The sequence below is a fragment of the Brevundimonas sp. UBA7534 genome (assembly GCF_002479325.1).
Taxonomy (GTDB): domain Bacteria; phylum Pseudomonadota; class Alphaproteobacteria; order Caulobacterales; family Caulobacteraceae; genus Brevundimonas.
In genome coordinates this window covers 2127-19006 of sequence record NZ_DLMO01000130.1, presented here as the reverse complement: position 1 = coordinate 19006, position 16880 = coordinate 2127, and the positions used below count along the sequence as shown (strand labels likewise).

Annotated in this window: 18 protein-coding genes; 8 read left to right on the top strand and 10 right to left on the bottom strand. The window is 70.3% G+C overall.

Annotated elements, in window-relative coordinates; genetic code table 11:
* Positions 1-111: 111 nt before the first annotated feature.
* The 4 genes from B2U11_RS10750 to sdhC are packed head-to-tail and all read right to left on the bottom strand — an operon-like array spanning position 112 to position 3551.
* The gene (locus B2U11_RS10750) at positions 112-903 is read right to left on the bottom strand and encodes a succinate dehydrogenase iron-sulfur subunit (RefSeq protein ID WP_292071687.1); all 792 of its coding nucleotides are present in this window, start codon (positions 901-903) and stop codon (positions 112-114) included.
* Positions 903-2684 (bottom strand): succinate dehydrogenase flavoprotein subunit, encoded by a 1782-nt coding sequence (gene sdhA / locus B2U11_RS10745; protein ID WP_292071685.1) that lies wholly within the window; start codon positions 2682-2684, stop codon positions 903-905. Before sdhA ends, B2U11_RS10750 begins: the two co-directional genes overlap by 1 nt.
* Positions 2685-2691: 7 nt before the next feature.
* Entirely contained in the window at positions 2692-3090 is a 399-nt protein-coding gene (gene sdhD, locus B2U11_RS10740; protein ID WP_292071684.1) for a succinate dehydrogenase, hydrophobic membrane anchor protein, read from the bottom strand.
* Positions 3087-3551 carry a succinate dehydrogenase, cytochrome b556 subunit gene (sdhC, locus tag B2U11_RS10735; protein ID WP_292071683.1) on the bottom strand — a complete coding sequence of 155 codons (465 nt, stop codon included), beginning with the start codon at positions 3549-3551 and terminating at the stop codon, positions 3087-3089. The genes sdhD and sdhC overlap by 4 nt, the downstream gene beginning before the upstream one ends.
* Before the next feature lie 194 nt (positions 3552-3745).
* Here sdhC and B2U11_RS10730 point away from each other — a divergent pair, with 194 nt between their 5' ends.
* Together B2U11_RS10730 and B2U11_RS10725 are read left to right on the top strand one after the other, a co-directional pair.
* Positions 3746-4342 carry a hypothetical protein gene (locus B2U11_RS10730; protein WP_292071681.1) on the top strand — a complete coding sequence of 199 codons (597 nt, stop codon included), beginning with the start codon at positions 3746-3748 and terminating at the stop codon, positions 4340-4342.
* A gap of 38 nt (positions 4343-4380) precedes the next feature.
* Positions 4381-5247, top strand: coding sequence for a pirin family protein (locus B2U11_RS10725; protein ID WP_292071678.1), 867 nt, complete (start codon positions 4381-4383; stop codon positions 5245-5247).
* A gap of 4 nt (positions 5248-5251) precedes the next feature.
* Here the strand turns inward: B2U11_RS10725 and B2U11_RS10720 are convergent, their stop codons facing one another.
* Entirely contained in the window at positions 5252-6379 is a 1128-nt protein-coding gene (locus tag B2U11_RS10720) for an aromatic ring-hydroxylating oxygenase subunit alpha (RefSeq protein WP_292071676.1), read from the bottom strand.
* Positions 6380-6488: 109 nt separating this feature from the next.
* Between B2U11_RS10720 and B2U11_RS10715 the strand changes: the two genes are divergently transcribed.
* The 4 genes from B2U11_RS10715 to B2U11_RS10700 all read left to right on the top strand — a co-directional run bounded on the left by B2U11_RS10715 (position 6489) and on the right by B2U11_RS10700 (position 11071).
* On the top strand, positions 6489-7430 hold the full coding sequence (locus B2U11_RS10715) for an alpha/beta fold hydrolase (protein WP_292071674.1): 942 nt from the start codon (positions 6489-6491) through the stop codon (positions 7428-7430).
* Positions 7427-8053, top strand: coding sequence for a class I SAM-dependent methyltransferase (locus B2U11_RS10710; protein WP_292071672.1), 627 nt, complete (start codon positions 7427-7429; stop codon positions 8051-8053). The genes B2U11_RS10715 and B2U11_RS10710 overlap by 4 nt, the downstream gene beginning before the upstream one ends.
* 105 nt (positions 8054-8158) lie before the next feature.
* Entirely contained in the window at positions 8159-10252 is a 2094-nt protein-coding gene (locus B2U11_RS10705) for a transglycosylase domain-containing protein (RefSeq protein WP_292071670.1), read from the top strand.
* 234 nt (positions 10253-10486) lie between these two features.
* Positions 10487-11071 carry a manganese efflux pump MntP family protein gene (locus B2U11_RS10700; RefSeq protein ID WP_292071668.1) on the top strand — a complete coding sequence of 195 codons (585 nt, stop codon included), beginning with the start codon at positions 10487-10489 and terminating at the stop codon, positions 11069-11071.
* On the opposite strand, the gene B2U11_RS10695 is transcribed toward B2U11_RS10700, so the two are convergent.
* The 3 genes from B2U11_RS10695 to B2U11_RS10685 form a co-directional block, all read right to left on the bottom strand.
* Positions 11068-11787 carry a M48 family metallopeptidase gene (locus B2U11_RS10695; RefSeq protein ID WP_292071667.1) on the bottom strand — a complete coding sequence of 240 codons (720 nt, stop codon included), beginning with the start codon at positions 11785-11787 and terminating at the stop codon, positions 11068-11070. The genes B2U11_RS10700 and B2U11_RS10695 overlap by 4 nt on opposite strands.
* The gene (locus B2U11_RS10690) at positions 11753-13033 is read right to left on the bottom strand and encodes a polyhydroxyalkanoate depolymerase (RefSeq protein ID WP_292071665.1); all 1281 of its coding nucleotides are present in this window, start codon (positions 13031-13033) and stop codon (positions 11753-11755) included. The genes B2U11_RS10695 and B2U11_RS10690 overlap by 35 nt, the downstream gene beginning before the upstream one ends.
* Positions 13034-13111: 78 nt before the next feature.
* On the bottom strand, positions 13112-13732 hold the full coding sequence (locus B2U11_RS10685) for an SCO family protein (RefSeq protein WP_292071663.1): 621 nt from the start codon (positions 13730-13732) through the stop codon (positions 13112-13114).
* A 44-nt stretch (positions 13733-13776) separates the two neighbouring features.
* On the opposite strand from B2U11_RS10685, the gene B2U11_RS10680 reads away from it, so the two are divergent.
* Together B2U11_RS10680 and B2U11_RS10675 are read left to right on the top strand one after the other, a co-directional pair.
* On the top strand, positions 13777-15219 hold the full coding sequence (locus B2U11_RS10680) for an ActS/PrrB/RegB family redox-sensitive histidine kinase (RefSeq protein ID WP_292071661.1): 1443 nt from the start codon (positions 13777-13779) through the stop codon (positions 15217-15219).
* 99 nt (positions 15220-15318) lie between these two features.
* Positions 15319-15873, top strand: a complete 555-nt coding sequence (locus B2U11_RS10675) for an ActR/PrrA/RegA family redox response regulator transcription factor (RefSeq protein ID WP_292071659.1) — start codon at positions 15319-15321, stop codon at positions 15871-15873.
* Between the two features lie 3 nt (positions 15874-15876).
* Here the strand turns inward: B2U11_RS10675 and mmcB are convergent, their stop codons facing one another.
* Both mmcB and B2U11_RS10665 read right to left on the bottom strand, forming a co-directional pair.
* On the bottom strand, positions 15877-16323 hold the full coding sequence (gene mmcB / locus B2U11_RS10670) for a DNA repair putative endonuclease MmcB (RefSeq protein WP_292071657.1): 447 nt from the start codon (positions 16321-16323) through the stop codon (positions 15877-15879).
* A gap of 43 nt (positions 16324-16366) precedes the next feature.
* Positions 16367-16880 (bottom strand): lipocalin family protein (locus tag B2U11_RS10665; protein WP_349680724.1); only part of this gene is annotated, 514 nt, incomplete at its 5' end.

The following is a 16880-nucleotide window of genomic DNA, read 5'->3' as shown; positions in this document are numbered from 1 at the left end:
CCGGGCCGGTGACGGCGCGTCTGCGGGCCTCGGCGGGAGGGGCACCACGCACGACGACGGCGGCCCGCCTCCTCGAGGTGAGGAGACGGGCCGCCGTCGTGGTGCGGGGGATCAGAACTGGCGGGCCAGGATGGCCTCCTTCACCTCGGAGATCGCCTTGGTCACCTGGATGCCGCGGGGGCACGCGTCGGTGCAGTTGAAGGTCGTGCGGCAGCGCCACACGCCCTCCTTGTCGTTCAGGATCTCCAGGCGCATGTCGCCGGCCTCGTCACGCGAGTCGAAGATGAACCGGTGCGCGTTGACGATGGCGGCCGGGCCGAAGTACTGGCCATCCGTCCAGAACACCGGGCAGGACGAGGTGCACGCGGCGCACAGGATGCACTTCGTGGTGTCGTCGTAGATCGCCCGGTCGGCCTGGGACTGGTAGCGCTCCTTGGTGGGCGCGTGGCCCTCGGCGACCAGGAACGGCATGATCTCGCGGTAGGACTGGAAGAACGGGTCCATGTCCACGATCAGGTCCTTCTCCACCGGCAGGCCCTTGATGGGCTCCACCAGGATGGGCTTGGACAGGTCGAGGTCCTTCAGGAGCGTCTTGCAGGCCAGGCGGTTGCGGCCGTTGATGCGCATGGCGTCGGAGCCGCACACGCCGTGGGCGCAGGAGCGGCGGAACGACAGGGTGCCGTCGTGGTCCCACTTGACCTTGTGCAGGGCGTCCAGCACGCGGTCGGTGCCGTACATGGTCAGGCGCCACTCGTCCCAGTAGGACTCCTCGGAGGACTCCGGGAGGTAGCGGCGGACCTTGAGCACGATGTCGAAGCTCTCGACCTCGCCTGCGCCGCCGCCGGCGGACTGGGTCTGCGCCTGGGCCACGGGGGCCTCGGTCTCGGTTGCTGAGTGGCTCATCAGTACTTACGCTCCATCGGCTGGTAACGGGTCACGACGACGGGCTTGGTCTCGAAGCGGATGCCCTTGACGCCCTCCATCTCCGCGGTCTCGTCACGGTAGATCATGGTGTGCGCCATGAAGTTCTCGTCGTCGCGGTCGGGGTAGTCCTCGCGGGCGTGGGCGCCGCGCGATTCCGTGCGGTTCAGGCCCCCCTCGATGGTGACCAGGGCCTGGGCGATCAGGTTGTCGTACTCCAGGGTCTCGACCAGGTCGGTGTTCCAGATCAGGCCGCGATCCGTGGTCTTGATGTCGGCGCCGGCGGCGTCGATCGCGCGTAGCTTGTCGACGCCCTGCTGCAGGGTCTCGCCGGTGCGGAACACGGCCGCGTCGGCCTGCATGGCGCGCTGCATCGACAGGCGCAGCTCGGCGGTCGGGGTCGAGCCGTTCGCGTTGCGGAAGCGGTCCAGACGGGCCAGGTGTTCGTCGGTCTGGGCCTTCGAGGCCGTCGGCACGGCCGAGGCCTTGTCCACCACCTCGCCGCAGCGCAGGCCGACGGCGCGGCCGAACACCACCAGGTCGGTCAGGGAGTTCGAGCCCAGGCGGTTGGCGCCGTGCACCGAGACGCAGGCCGCTTCGCCCACCGCCATCAGGCCCGGAACCACGCTGTCGGGGTTGCCGTCGCGCAGGGTCAGCACCTCGCCGTGATAGTTCGTGGGGATGCCGCCCATGTTGTAGTGGACGGTCGGCAGGACCGGGATCGGCTCCTTGGTCACGTCGACGCCGGCGAAGATCTTGGCCGATTCCGAGATGCCCGGCAGGCGCTGGTGCAGGATCTTGGGATCCAGGTGGTCCAGGTGCAGGAAGATGTGGTCCTTGTTCGGACCCACGCCGCGGCCTTCGCGGATCTCGATGGTCATGGATCGCGAAACCATGTCGCGCGGGGCCAGGTCCTTCACGGTCGGCGCATAGCGCTCCATGAAGCGCTCGCCTTCCGAGTTGGTCAGATAGCCGCCCTCGCCGCGCGCGCCCTCGGTGATCAGGCAACCGGCGCCGTAGATGCCGGTCGGGTGGAACTGGACGAACTCCATGTCCTGCAGCGGCAGGCCGGCGCGCAGCACCATGGCGTTGCCGTCGCCGGTGCAGGTGTGGGCGCTGGTGGCCGAGAAGTAGGCGCGGCCGTAACCGCCGGTCGCCAGCACCACCATCTTGGCGCGGAACTGGTGCAGCTGGCCGGTGTCGAGCTGCAGCGCGGTGACGCCGGTGCAGGCGCCGTCCTGCATGATCAGGTCCAGCGCGAAATATTCGATGAAGAACTTCACCTCGCGGCGCACGGATTGGCCGTACAGGGTGTGCAGGATGGCGTGGCCGGTGCGGTCGGCGGCGGCGCAGGTGCGCTGCACCGGGCCTTCGCCGAAGTTGCGGGTCATGCCGCCGAAGGCGCGCTGATAGATCTTGCCCTCGTCCGTCCGGCTGAAGGGCACGCCCCAGTGTTCCAGCTCATAGACGGCCTTGGGGGCGTTGCGGACCAGATATTCGATGGCGTCTTGGTCGCCCAGCCAGTCCGACCCCTTGACGGTGTCGTACATGTGCCACTGCCAGCTGTCCTCGCCCATGTTGCCGAGGCTGGCGGAGATGCCGCCCTGGGCCGCCACCGTGTGGCTCCGTGTCGGAAAAACCTTGGTGACGCAGGCGACCTTCAGCCCCTGCTGGGCGGCGCCCAGGGCCGCGCGCAGGCCCGAACCGCCGGCGCCGACGACGACGACGTCGTATTCGTGATCGATAAGCTCGTATGCAGCCATGACGGGATCAGACTCCGGCCGGCAGCGGGGCCGAGCCCAGCGCCAGACGCACGATGAAGAAGACGCTGGCGGCCGCCAGCAGGAAGCAGGCGATGTTCACCACGGCCAGCAGCAGGGCCTTGTTGCCCGGCCGGTGGATGTAGTCCTCCACGATGACCTTCCAGGCCAGGGCGGCGAAGCCGCAGAAGGCCACGGCGGCAAGGACCGCCAGCGTGGCGTTCAGTCCGTTGGCGAACCAGGCGGCCACGACGCCGTAGTCGGCGCCGGCCAGGGTGACGGCGCTGGAGGCGACCCACAGGCTGAGCGGCATCAGCGCCGCCAGCAGCAGTTTCTCGATGGTCCACTCGCCGGCGCCGTGGCGCTCGGAAATCTTGACGCGGTTCCTGAATTTGGCCGGGCTGCTCACAGCGAGACCCTCCCCGTGGCGAACAAGGCGATCCAGAACAGCACCGCCAGCGGGATCGGCCCCCAGACAGCGATGGTGGACAGAAGATTGGCCGGCTTGATCGTCAAGGCCGCGCCCGTGTCGTTGATCAGGTGGCGCAGGCCGTTGAGGATGAAGGAGAACAGCACCACGGTCAGGCCGAAGCCGATGAACAGGCCCAGCGGCGATCCGGCGAAGGCCAGCGCCCCGGCGTAGGCGTCCGGCCCGGCGGCGGCCGCGGCCAGCCAGGCCAGGGCGATCAGCGCGGCGACCGTCATGGCGCCGATGGTCACGCGGAACAGGATCGACGCGGCCATGGTGATGTGCCAGCGCCAGACGCTGATGTGGGGGGAGAGGGGTCGAACGTGACCGTTCGGCTGGGTGACGAAACGGCCGGTCTGGTCGTCGCGCGCATCCCCCGACGTCGGGTTGGGATGAGTCATGCGAATCGTTCTCAAAAGCGAATGAATTCAATCGCCGTGTGCGGTTGCGAAGGCTTTAGTGATCCGCGCGCGGCGGTGTCAACAAACGGCTTCAACAAGTGTTGCGGAGACGGCCCGTCGCGGCGGCGATCACGTTTGCGCGCATCCGCCGCCGGGGGTTGCGGCGGGCGGGGCGGCTTTGGCAGGGTAAGTCCATGATCTGGTTCGCCTTCGCCCCCGCCCTCGCCGCCGGCCTGACCCTCCAGACCCCTTACGGCGCCCTGGAGGCGACGCCGGAAACCTATCAGCCGCCGGTGGTGCGGCCGTTCGAGCCGCCCTCCGACTTTGGTCGCGAACAGGCCGAGGGCGATTCCGGCGACGCGGCCCATCGCCGTCCCCTGACCCAGCCGGTCGTGGTCGGCGCCTATGTCGGCAGCTACGAGACCAGCCCCAGCGACGCCGAGGCCGCCTACGACCAGGGCGTGGCCCAGGCCGAGATCACCATGGACAGCCGCGCGGGGCCTCTGGACGGACGCTGGCGGGTGCTGGACGCCGAAGGGCGGCCGCTGATGTCGCTGGCCCTGACGGACCTGGGCGGCGGGCGCCGGGTCGAGGGGGCCTGGCGGCGACTGGACCCGCGCCTCGCCAAGGACGACGGCGGCGTGGCCGGGCCGGCGCGGACCGACGGAGCGACCACGGTGGTTCCGGTCGGGACCGGCACGCTTCGCCTGCACGCGTCGGACAGGGGCTGGACCGGGGTTCTGGTCCAGGGCGCGCACCGCCGGCCCGTGACGGTGGCGCGGCCGGGCTGACGCTCGCCTCCGCCGATCCGCCACCCTATATGTGACGAATGACAGACCTGACCCCCCGTCCCGTCCTTCGACTGCATCCCGCCCAGCGCGACGACATCGGCGACCTGACGACGCGCCGCCCGGTGCCGGGGCCGGGCCTGGAACAGGTCGATCCCTTCCTGTTCCTGAACCACCACGGACCCCAGACCTATCCGCCGAACAACCGCGGCCTGCCGTTCGGGCCGCATCCGCATCGTGGGTTCGAGACCGTCACCTTCATCCTGGACGGCGAGCTGGCGCACAACGATTCCGGCGGCGGGGAGAGCATCATCAAGGCGGGCGGCGTCCAGTGGATGACCGCCGGCTCGGGCCTGATCCACGCCGAACTGTCGCCGGCCGCCTTCAAGCGCGACGGCGGGCCGATGGAGATCCTGCAGCTGTGGGTCAATCTGCCGTCGCGGCTGAAGATGACGCGGCCGAACTACGTGGGCCTGCAGGCCGCGGACATTCCGACCTTCGTGACCGACGCCGGCGTGACGGTCGAGCCGGTCTCTGGCCAGTGGCAGGGGCGGCCCGCGCCGATCCAGTCGCTGATCGACGTGAACCTGGCGGTGCTGCGCCTGCCGGCCGGATCGCGCTTCGTCGAGCCGGCGGCGGCCGACCGCAACGTCTTTCTCTATGTGGTCAAGGGCCAGGTCGAGGTGGCCGGGACGGCGGTTCCGCAATGGAATCTCGCGGCGCTGGGCGACGGAACGGCCGTGGAGATCGCGGCCGTCTCCGACGCCGTGGTCCTGCTGGGCCACGCCCGGCCGATCGGCGAGCCGGTCTTCAGCCACGGTCCGTTCGTGATGAACACCCGCGAGGAGATCATCGCCGCGATCCAGGACTATCAGGCCGGGAAGTTCGGCCCGCCGCCGGCCGTCTAGAGCCTCAGCTCTTCCACCGCAGGGTGGTGGGCTGGATCGGATTGACGAAGGCGCGGTCCTCGGCCCGGCTGCGGATCCATTCGCGCTTCAGCTGCTGGTACCACTTGGCCTGTTTGTCGGCGTCGTCGATCCAGATCAGCGCCGGGTCGTAGCGCAGGCCCTCGTTCTGCAGGTTCACCATGCCGCCGTCCTGCTTCAGGAAGGCGACCACGCCCATCCGCAGGAAGGGCTTGGCAAGGCCGAACACCCAGTGGTCGGACCAGAAGATCTGGGTGATGCGCGTCCGGGTCTCGGTGATCGGGGTCAGGCAGGTCAGGGCCAGCACCTGCTTTTCGCCCACCTGGATGTGCTCCCAGCGGAAGCCTGGCAGGCGGAAGGTGATCTCGGTCGCCGGGGCGCCGCCCAGGATCTTGTAGAGGCGGCTGTTCGACGACGGGGCGTGGCGCGTCATGGCCCAGCCGTGCTCGACCGGGGCGAAGGCCTTGGCCTTCTCGTGCATCGAATGCTCGGACCGCCACCACCATTGCTGGTGGACATAGGGGCCGTGGGCGGGGTCCATCAGGCCGACGACGGCGTGGTCGATGTGGCTGTCGAAATCCATCGCCTCGACCAGACGGGCCTCGCCGACCGCGCCGGGGAAGACCGGCGGCTCGTGGTCCGGGGCCATCGGATTGCGCGCGTCCGAGGCCATCCAGACGAAGACCAGGCCCTGCTGTTCGCGCACCGGATAGGACCGCACGCGGATGCGGTCGGTGTCGAACGCCTGCTCCTCGACCAAAGACGGAATGGCCGCGCAGACGCCGTCGGGGCGGAAGCGCCAGCCGTGATAGGGGCATTCGACCGTCTCGCCCTCGCCGGGCTTGTCCACCAGCCGACCGGCCGACAGGGGCGCGGCGCGGTGCGGACAGATGTCGCGCATCGCATAGACCTGGCCCGCGCGGGTGCGGCCGATCAGCACCGGCTCGCCCATGATCTCGTGGCGCTTCAAGGAGGCGGGGGCGACGTCGCGGGCCAGGGCGACGAAATACCAGGCGTCGGTCACGAACCCCTTGCCGAAGGCGGCCGGCGGGGCCTTGGCGGCGGGGGCCTCGGCCCGGGACGGCTGGACGGGATCGGCGGCGTCGGTCTTCATGCAGCCTGTCTAACAGAGGGATGCGGGATCTGTCGCCCGCCTCGTATAAAGCGCTTTACATCGCAAAGTTGGCGAGCCATGTTGGCGCCGTCAAAAGGGGAGCAACACCATGATCCGATCCGCCATTCTCGCCGTCCTGATGCTGGGCGCCGCGCCCGCCGCCTTGGCTCAGGACGCGACCGCCGCCCACGGCCATCAGCACGCCGCCTTCGCCTCCGACCGGATCCATGTCCGGGTCGACGGCGACCTGGACGGGCGCGACATCATCCTGATCCCCGGCCTCAGCTCCTCGCCCGAGATCTGGCAGGAGACGGTCGATCATCTGACGGCCCAGGACGGCGTGGGCTGGCGCGTCCACCGCATCCACGTCCAGGGCTTCGCCGGGGCGCCGGCCGAGGGCAACGCCCAGACGGGGGACGCGCCCGGCCTGGTCGCCGCCCCGGTCGCCGAGGAGATCGCCCGCTACATCCGCGAGAACAATCTGTCCCGCCCCGCCGTCGTCGGTCATTCCATGGGCGGGACCATCGGCCTGATGCTGGCCGCGCGCCATCCGGACCTGGTCGGGCGGCTGATGGTCGTGGACATGGTGCCCTTCATGGGGGCGATGTTCGGCCCTCCGGGGACGACGGCCGAGAGCGTGACCCCGGTCGCGGACCAGATCTGGGCGGCCCAGGCGAACAGCCCGCGCGAGGCCTACATCCCGCAGGCCACGACCGCCATCAACGGCATGATCAACACCGAATCCCGCCGCGAAGAGGCGCTGGAGGACATGCGCGAGAGCGACCAGAAGGTGTCCGCCGCCGCCTTCCGCGAACTGATCGTCACCGACCTGCGGCCCGAACTGTCGAAGATCACGGCGCCGACCGAGGTGCTTTACGTCAAGTTCAACGACCCGCGCATGACGCCGGAGCTGACGGACACCATCTACCGCATGTCCTTCGCCGACCTGTCCGGCGCCCAGCTGAAGCGCATCGACGACAGCGCCCACTTCATCATGTTCGACCAGCCCGAGGCCTTCTACACCGAGCTGGACGCTTTCTTGGCGCGATGACCCATCCGGCGGCGGATCGGATCGTCGGCCTGTATCAGGACAGGGCGGCCGAGTGGATCCTCGACAGAGGCGACCGTCTCTACCGCGGCCACGGAGGCCCGGGCGAAACGGTCTGGCTGGATCGCTTCCTCCATGGATTGGGTGAGAGCGCCTCGATCCTGGACGTCGGCTGCGGGTCCGGCTGGCCGATCGGCGCCGCCCTGCTCGCGCGGGGGCACCGGGTGACGGGGCTGGACGCGTCACCCGCGCTGATCGCCCACGCCAGAGAGACCCTGCCACGGGGCGTCTGGGAAGTCGGCGACATGCGCGGCGGCCTGCCCGAGGGCGACTTCGAGGGCGTTCTGGCCTGGCACAGCCTCTTCCACCTGACTCCGGCCGCGCAGGGCCGGACCTTGCCCGAGCTCGCTCGTCGCGTCGCCCCCGGGGGCCGGCTGATGTTCACCTCCGGGCGGGCGCATGGCGAGACCATCGGCCAGTGGAGGAACGAGCCGCTGTATCACGCCAGCCTCGACCCCGAGGCCTATCGCACGCTGCTGAGGCTTGCCGGCCTGACGGTGGAGATCGACGGCGAGACAAGCGACGGCGTCTGGCTGGCGCGGCGCGCCTTTCTTTCGGCCGAATAACGCCTCACGGTCGCGTGATGTCGGCGGGGCCGTTTCGGCGGCGCTTCATACGGGATACATACCCGTGGAGCTAAACCCGCCTGAGCGCGGCATCTGAGGATAAACATGGCGGGTCCAGGGGCGGGTCAAGGACAGGGCGACGGCAGGCCCAGGCGCTCGGTGCTCCAGCGTCTGATCTACTGGGGCGCGGTCCTGGCGGTGTGGGGGCTGATCTTCCTGGTGGTCTTCTTCGCCGTGTTCGCGCGCGGCCTGCCCGACACCTCCAGCCTCTACGACGTCGATCGCCAGCCCTCGATCACCTATCTGGATCGCAACGGCGCGCTGATCGCCACGCGCGGCACCCAGATGGCGCCGCCGGCGGACCTGGACGCCCTGCCGGACTATGTGCCGGCGGCCTTCATCGCCATCGAGGACCGGCGCTTCTACCATCACCCCGGCTTCGACCCCGTCGGCATGATGCGCGCGGCGGCGGCCAACATGCGCGCGGGCCGCGTGGTGCAGGGCGGCTCGACCCTGACGCAGCAGCTGGCCAAGAACCTGTTCCTGACGCCGGACCAGAACATGCGCCGCAAGGTGCAGGAACTGATGCTGGCCGTCTGGCTGGAGATGAAGTTCACCAAGAAAGAGATCCTGGCCCTCTATCTGAACCGGGTCTATTTCGGCGCCGGCGCCTATGGCATCGAGGCGGCGTCGCAGCGCTATTTCGACAAGTCCGCCAACGACCTGACCATCGGCGAGGCCGCCCTGCTGGCGGGGCTGCTGAAGGCGCCGTCGCGCTATTCGCCCCTGTCCGAAAGCGAGCGGGCGGCCACGCGCGCCACCGTCGTGCTGAACGAGATGGAGGAGGCCGGCGTCATCACCGCGGCCCAGCGCGAACAGGCCGTGACCCAGCCGGTCATCGTCTCGCGCACCCTGGCGACCCAGCACGCCCAGTATTTCATCGACTGGCTGGACAAGTCGATCCGCGGCCTGGTCGGCGAGCCGACCGAGGACATGATCGTCGAGACCACCCTGGACCTGACCCTGCAGACCGCCGCCGAACGTTCGGTGCGCCGCATCCTGGACCGGGACGAGGGACGGGGCGTGGAGCAGGCGGCCCTGGTGGCGCTGGACGGCGACGGCCGGGTGCGGGCCATGATCGGCGGCGCCTCCTACGCCGACAGCCAGTTCAACCGTGCGGTGGACGCCCGCCGCCAGGCCGGCTCGGCCTGGAAGCCGTTCGTCTACTTGGCCGCGCTGGAGGCGGGCTACACGCCCCAGACCCCGGTGGTGGACGAACCGATCACCATCGGCAACTGGTCGCCGCGCAACTATTCGGGGACCTTCTCTGGCCCCATGACCCTGGCCCAGGCCGTGGCCCAGTCGACCAATACCGTGGCCGCCTCGGTGGCCGACCAGATCGGCCGCGACAGCGTGGCCCGCGCCGCGCGCCGCCTGGGCATCGAGAGCCGCATCGGCCTGGAGCCGGCCATGGCCCTGGGCGCGGTCGAGGTCTCTCCGCTGGAGATGGCGGGGGCCTATGACGCCTTCGCCAACGGCGGGCGCCGGGTCGAACCCTATGGGGTCAGCCGCATCCGCACGCCGCAAGGCCGGGTCATCTACCAGCGCTCCAATCCCGAGACGGGCCAGGCGATCAACAACCCGCCGCTCTATTATCTGAACGAGATGCTGCGCGGGGTGGTCACCTCGGGCAGCGGGCGCGGCGCGGCCATCGCGGGGCGCGATCTGGCGGGCAAGACCGGCACGACCTCGGACTACAAGGACGCCTGGTTCGTCGGCTACACCGGCGGCTTCGTCGCCGCCGTCTGGGTCGGCAAGGACGACAACACCGCGATGCGCGGCGTGACCGGCGGCTCGTCGCCCGCCGCCATCTGGAAGGGCTTCATGGAGGCGGCCCTGCCGCGCCTGAACGCCCCGCGCATTCCCGACGGTCCCGCCATGCCCGAGGGCTGGCAGGCGCCCGACCCGGTCGGCGACCTGCTGTCCAACCTGGGCGACGGCCAGCCGGTCGAGCCGGTCGATCCCGGCCAGGGCGATCCCTACGCCCCGCAACCGGCGCAGACCCCGCCGCAGCCGACGCCCGGCCAGCCGCCCATCGTGCGCCCGACCTCGCCCCAGCCGGCCCAGCCGCGCGAGCCCGAGCAACAGGTCGACGGCCGCCTGCCGCCCGAACGCCGCCAGGAGCCGCTGTTCTACTGAGACCGGCCGCCGCCTTGCATCGACAAGGCATCGGCTGTAGACGGCCCGCTCCTGTTGGGGAGTAGCTTCCGGCGTCCGAAGCCGGGGTCGTATCAACACATTCGCCGCCGTCCTCTCCGACGTCGGCGTGGTGCGACCAGCGGAACACCGTTTCCGCCTAGCGAGACCAGCGCTTCCCGCGGCCGCGCCGGCCGGAGCGGGGGCGTTGAGTCTCGTGTCCGGCGGAGTGTTTCGATGACCCCAGGCGCCATCGCGGTCCTGTCGCTCAGCATGTCCACCGACGCCTTCGCCGCGGCGGTCGGTCGGGGGGCCGCGCATCGCCCGGCGCTGGGCCAGGCGCTGCGCGCCGGTCTGGTGTTCGGCGTCATCGAAGCCATCACGCCGATCATCGGCTGGAGCCTGGGGCTGATCGCCGCCGGCCTGATCCAGCAGATCGACCACTGGATCGCCTTCGCCCTGCTGGCCGTCGTCGGCGCGCATATGATCAAGGAAGGCTTGTCCAAGCCGGACGCGGAGGACGAGGGCGCGCCGTCCCGCCGCGGCGGCCTGCTGGCCCTGGTCGCCACCGCCGTGGGCACCAGCATCGACGCCGCCGCCGTGGGCGTGGGCCTGGCCTTCATCGGGGCCGACATCTGGATCATCGCCGCCTCGATCGGCTTCACCACCTTCGTTCTGACGACCACCGGGATGCTGATCGGCAAGGCGGTCGGCGTGCGCTTCGGCAAGACGGCGGAGCTGCTGGGCGGCGTGGCCCTGATCGGCATCGGCCTGCTGATCCTGGCCGAGCATCTGGGCTGGATCGGCGGCCTGGCGTCCTAGCGCCCCACGGCGTGAAGCGCGGCGCCGTGGTCGCGCAGCCAGCGGCGCAAGGGGCGGTGATCGCCGACCAGTCGTTCCACCACCGCCCAATAGGCCGGGCTGTGGTCGGCGTGGACCAGATGGCCGACCTCGTGCGCGGCCAGATAGTCGATCACCGGCGGCGGGGCCATCACCACCCGCCAGGAATAGCGGATGGTGCGGTTGTGCGGGCTGCACGAGCCCCAGCGCGAGCGGGTGTCGGCGATCGACACCTTGACCGGCCCCTGTCCCAGCGCGCGCAGGTGATGCTCGGTGCGTTCGACCAGAACGTCGCGCGCCAGTCGTTTCAGCAGGTTCTCGACGCGCCGGGCGTAGGCCTCGCCCTCGCCGCCCGATCGGATGACCGTTCCGTCCTCGACCAGGCGTGCGGCCCCCGCGCCGGGCGTGGCCTCCAGCCGCACCGGCCGGCCTTTGAGGGAGATCACCTGCCCCGGCTCCAGCGGTCGGCCAGGGGGCCGCGTCGCAAGACGTTCGGAAATCCACACGCCCTTGGTCCGGGCGAAGGCCACGGCCTGGGCCAGGCCGCGCTCGCTGGGCGCGATCACCACCGCCTCGCCGGCGCGCGCGTCGATCCGCACCGACAGGCGCCGGGCGCGCGGATTGACCGACAGCCTCAGGACGGGGCCGGCGCCGCCCCCCTCGTCAAGCGGCAGTCGCTGGCCGTCGCGGTACGCCAAGGGTCTTCTCGTTGCTGGCGATGAAGTCGCGCACGCGGGGATAGATTTCGTCTCGGAAGCGGCGGCCGTTGAACACGCCGTAGTGGCCGACCCGGGGCTGGACGTACAGCTGGCGGCGGTCGTCGGGCACGTTGGGGCACAGGCCATGCGCCGCCTGGGTCTGGCCGACGCCGGAGATGTCGTCCTTCTCGCCCTCCACCGTCATCAGGCCGATGTCGACGATCTTCGTCAGATCCACCTTGCGCCCGCGATGCTCCAGCAGGCCGCGCGGCAGCAGGTGCTGCTGGAAGACGATGTCGATGGTCTGGAGATAGAATTCCTCGGTCAGGTCCAGAACCGACAGATACTCGTCGTAGAATTCCTCGTGCTTTTCGACCCCGTCGCCGTCGCCGTCGATCAGGCTGTTGAAATAGTCCCAGTGGGCGTCGCGGTGGCGTTCCTCGTTCATCGACATGAAGCTGTAGAGCTGCACGAACCCCGGATAGACGCGTCGCCCGAACCCCGGATAGGGCAGGGGCACGGTGTGGATCATGTTCGACTTGAACCAGGTGAAGGGCTTTTCCTCCGCCAGCTGGTTGGTCACGGTCGGCGACAGGCGCGCGTCGATGGGCGAGCCCATGAAGGTCATGGAGGCGGGCCGGTTCGGATCGTCGTCCTCGGCCATGATCGCCCCGGCCGCCAGCACCGGCGGCCCCGGCTGGCACACGCCGACGACGTGGGGCCGGCCGCCGATCTCGGCCAGCATCAGGCGGACGTGGTCGATGTAGTCGAAGAAGTCGAAGCGGCCCTCCAGCACCGGGACCTGGCGGGCGTTGATCCAGTCGGTGACATAGACGTCGTGGTCCTGCAGGAAGGCCTCGACCGTCCCGCGCAGCAGGGTGGCGTAGTGGCCAGACAGCGGCGCCACGATCAGCACCGCCGGACCCGAGGCCGGCTTTCCCGTCCGCTTCAGGTCGCCGATGTTGCGCGCGAACCGAACCAGGCGGCACCAGGGGCTCTGCCAGATGACCTGCTCGACGGTGCGCACCGGCTTGCCGTCGACGTCGATCGTCTCAAGCCGCCAATCGGGCTTGCCGTAGCGGCGGGTGACGCTCTCGAACAGTTCGGCCGAGGCGTAGGCCGTGCGGCCGACGGCCGTGTCGGCGGCCGGATTGAACGGCGAGCTCCAGAAGCGGCGCGCCGCCTGCGCGCCGATGCGCCAGGGCAGGGCGGACTGATAGGCGAGTTCGTGAAGGGCGTAGAGCATGGGCGTCCCGGCGGCGAAGGCCGCTATCGCAGCGCAGCATAGAACGCGCCGCCCTGCAAAAGGATTATGGGCGCCCGCTCATCCGCGCGCCATGGCGTCCTGGATGATCTTTGTCGACTTTTCCGGTCCCAGCCCATAGGCGACGGCCGTGCGGAACTTGCCGTCCGGCCCCATCAGATAGACGGTCAGGCTGTGGTTCATGGTGTAGCCGTCGCCCTCGCCGACCTTCTCGTAATAGGCGCGGTAGGCCTTGGCCGCCTGGGCGACCTGCTCCGGCGTGCCCGTCAGGCCGATGGTCCCCTGGGGAAAGCCGTCCGAAGACAGATAGTCCTTCAGCGCCGGGGGCGTGTCGCGCTGGGGGTCGATGCTGATGAAGACGATCTGCAGGTCGTCCGCCTGGGCGCCCAGGCGCTGCTGCACCGCCGCCAGCTCGGCCAGGGTCGTGGGGCAGAACTCGGGGCAGTAGGTGAAGCCGAAGAAGACCAGGCTCCACTTGCCGTCCAGCATCGTCTGATCGACCGGACGCCCGTCCTGATCGACCAGATGGAATTCCCCGCCCACCAGCGGCTGGCCGGTGGAGGTCGCCTCGTCGGCGCCCGCGCCCCCGCGACCCGAGACGACCACCATGGTGACGAGCGCCAGCACGGCGGCGAAGACGATGCAGGCGCCTGCGAACAGCAGGACGGAACGACGCGGCATGACGACCTCTCACGCTGGGGACGGGTCCGGTCTATAGAGGGGGCGTGACCTCGACAGAAGCCCGCATCGCGCCGCAGGCGCCGCACGCCGACATGCTGGAGGGCTGGCGCGACGCGCCGCGCCGGGGACGGGGATTCTCGCTGCGCACCCTGATCGTGCTGCGCTGGCTGACGATCCTGGGCCAGAGTTCGGCGATCCTGACGGCCTATGTCGCCCTGCACTTTCCGCTGCCGCTGTGGCCCTGCCTGACCGTCATCGCCGTCAGCGCGGCGGTGAACCTGGGCGCGATGGCGCGGGTGCGGCGGCTGGAGGCCAGCCTGCCCGACGGGCGGCTGACCGCTATGCACCTGGGGTTCGACATCTTCCAACTGGGCGTCCTGCTGGGCCTGACGGGCGGGCTGGAGAACCCGTTCTGCCTGCTGCTGGTCGCGCCGGTGACGATCGCGGCGGCGGCCCTGCCGGCGCGCCAGGCGCTCCTGCTGGGGCTGCTGGCCCTGTTGGCGGTGGCGATCCTGTTCTTCTGGTCAGAGCCCCTGCCTTGGCGGCCCTACGAGCATTTCGCCCTGCCGACCCTCTACCGCTTCGGCATGGCCCTGGCCCTGGTGACGGGGGTGGTCTTCACCGCCGGCTACGCCTGGCGGGTGGCCGCCGACGCCGAGAAGCTGGAGCTGGCCCTGGCCACGACCCAGGACGTGCTGCAGCGCGAGCAGCGTCTGGCGGCGCTGGGCGGGCTGGCGGCGGCCGCCGCCCACGAGCTGGGCACGCCGCTGGCCACCATCCAGGTCGTGGCCAAGGAGATGCAGCGCGCCGCCCCGCCCGGCGGAGACCTGGCCGAGGACGCCGACCTGATCCTGCAGCAGGCCGAGCGCTGTCGCGGCATCCTGGCCCAACTGTCGCGCGAGCCCGAAGGCGACGACGCGCTGTACGCCGACGTGGCGCTGAAGGCGCTGCTGGAAGAGGTGGTGGAGCCGCACCGGGGCTTCGACCTGGCGTTCGAAGTCAATGTCCGCACCCCGCCGGGCCAGCCCGCGCCCCGGGTGCGCCGGATGCCCGAGGTGGTGCACGGCCTGTCCACCCTGGTCGAGAACGCCGCCGATTTCGCCCGCTCCACCGTGCGGGTGCAGGCCCTGGTCGACGCCGGCTGGATCGAGATCGAAATCCTGGACGACGGGCCGGGCTTCCCCAGCGACATCCTGCCCCGCCTGGGCGAGCCCTATGTGACCAGCCGGCCCCAGGGCAAGGCGCGCCGCGCCCTGGCCGCCCAGATCGCCGACGCCGCGCGCCGGCGCGCGCCGGCCGCGCCGCAGATCGCCCCCAGCCAGGGCGGCATGGGCCTGGGCTTCTTCATCGCCCGAACCCTGCTGGAGCGGACGGGGGGCCAGGTCAGCGTCGGCCAGGGTCTGCCCCAGTCCGAGCAGAAGGGCGCGCCGCGCGGCGCGCGCGTGGCCGTGCGCTGGGCGCGACCGGCGCTGGAAGTGGCGGACTGAACGTTCGCCGGCTCTTGGGTCGAAGCGTCGCAGGGGGAACCCCGGTCTTGACCCGCGCGCTATCGGCCCCGACTTCATGCGGCAGGAGAACCTTCGAGAATGTCCGACCTAGAGACGCGCATCGCCGCCCTGCCCGACAAGTCCCTGCTGCTGCTGGACGACGACCAGGCCCTGCGCACCCGCATGGGCCGCGCCCTGGAGGCGCGCGGCTTCCAGGTCACCACGGCGGAATCGGTCGCGGCCGCCACGGCGGCGCTGAGGGACCACGCCCCGGCCTTCGCGGTGCTGGACATGCGTCTGGAGGACGGCAACGGCCTTAAGGTGGTCGAGGCCGTGCGCGACCGCCGCGCCGACGCCCGCATCGTCATGCTGACCGGCTACGGCGCCATCGCCACGGCCGTGGCGGCGGTCAAGGCCGGGGCCGTCGACTACCTGTCCAAGCCGGCCGACGCCGACGACGTGGTCAAGGCCCTGCTGGCCGCCGGCGACGCGCCCGAGCCGCCCGAGAACCCCATGAGCGCCGACCGCGTGCGCTGGGAGCATATCCAGCGCGTCTATGAACTGTGCGACCACAACGTCTCCGAGACCGCGCGACGCCTGGGCATGCACCGCCGCACCCTGCAGCGGATTTTGGCAAAGCGCGCGCCGCGCTAGGCTTCACTCCCGCATCGTCCGCAGGGCGCCCAGGCGAGCAAAGGCGAGGGTGAGAGCTTTCCGCCGCGCGGGCGCCAGGGCCGCTACCGGCGCATCCCTGACCACCGCTCCGCCGAAGCCGTCGGCCACGATCAGGCCCGGCTCGTCCGGCAGAATGTCTTGCGGAAACTCCGGCGCGACGGCGAAGAAGAAGGCGTCGCAGAAGGGCGCGTATTCCGGCCATTTGCGATCGACGCGATAGTCCTCGATCCCCGACTTCACCTCGCAGATGACGATGTCGCCCTTGCGCCCCACGGCCATGACGTCGGCCCGGCGCCCATTGGGCAGGCACACCTCCAGGAGCGGCGCATAGCCCATGTCCATCAGCAGTCGCGCGGCGCCGCGCGTGACCGACAGGGTGGTCTCGGGGCGGCTGAAGACCAGCTCCAGATGAACGGCGGCGGCGGGCATCCGCCCTTATGTTCCGGCTCCGTTCCGCCTGCAAGCGGCGCCGTCAGCCGCCGGTGGAGACGACCCGGCTCATGCCCATGCCGAGCGCGCGGGCGCGGGCCAGAAGCCGCTGGCGTTCGGCGGGCCCGGCCGCCTGATTGCGGTGCCAGATCCACCAGTCCGACTTGTTCGGAAGCGCCAGGATGGCCCAGTTGTAGGCCGGATCGTGATCCCACACCCAGTAGTTCTGCCCCGCCAGGCCGCCGAAGCTGAGCAGGCCGGTCAGGGTGAAGCGGAACTTGGCGTTGGTCTCCGGGTCGGTGATGCGGGCGTTGGCGCGCAGGGTCTCCACCTGGCCGTCCGCGCGCCGGGTGCAGGTCACCGTCAGACCGTAGCGACCCGGCGTGTTCTGCGGTGTGAAGTCGATCTGGGCCCGGCTGCAGTCCTTCTGGACGTTGTTGTGGCTGCGCTCGATCTCGAACCAGCGGCCGTCGAAACGGTCCAGGTCCACCGCCCGGGCCTGGGCTTGGGCGGCGGCGGGCAGGAATAGCGCCGCCACCGCGGCTATGGGGGCGGCT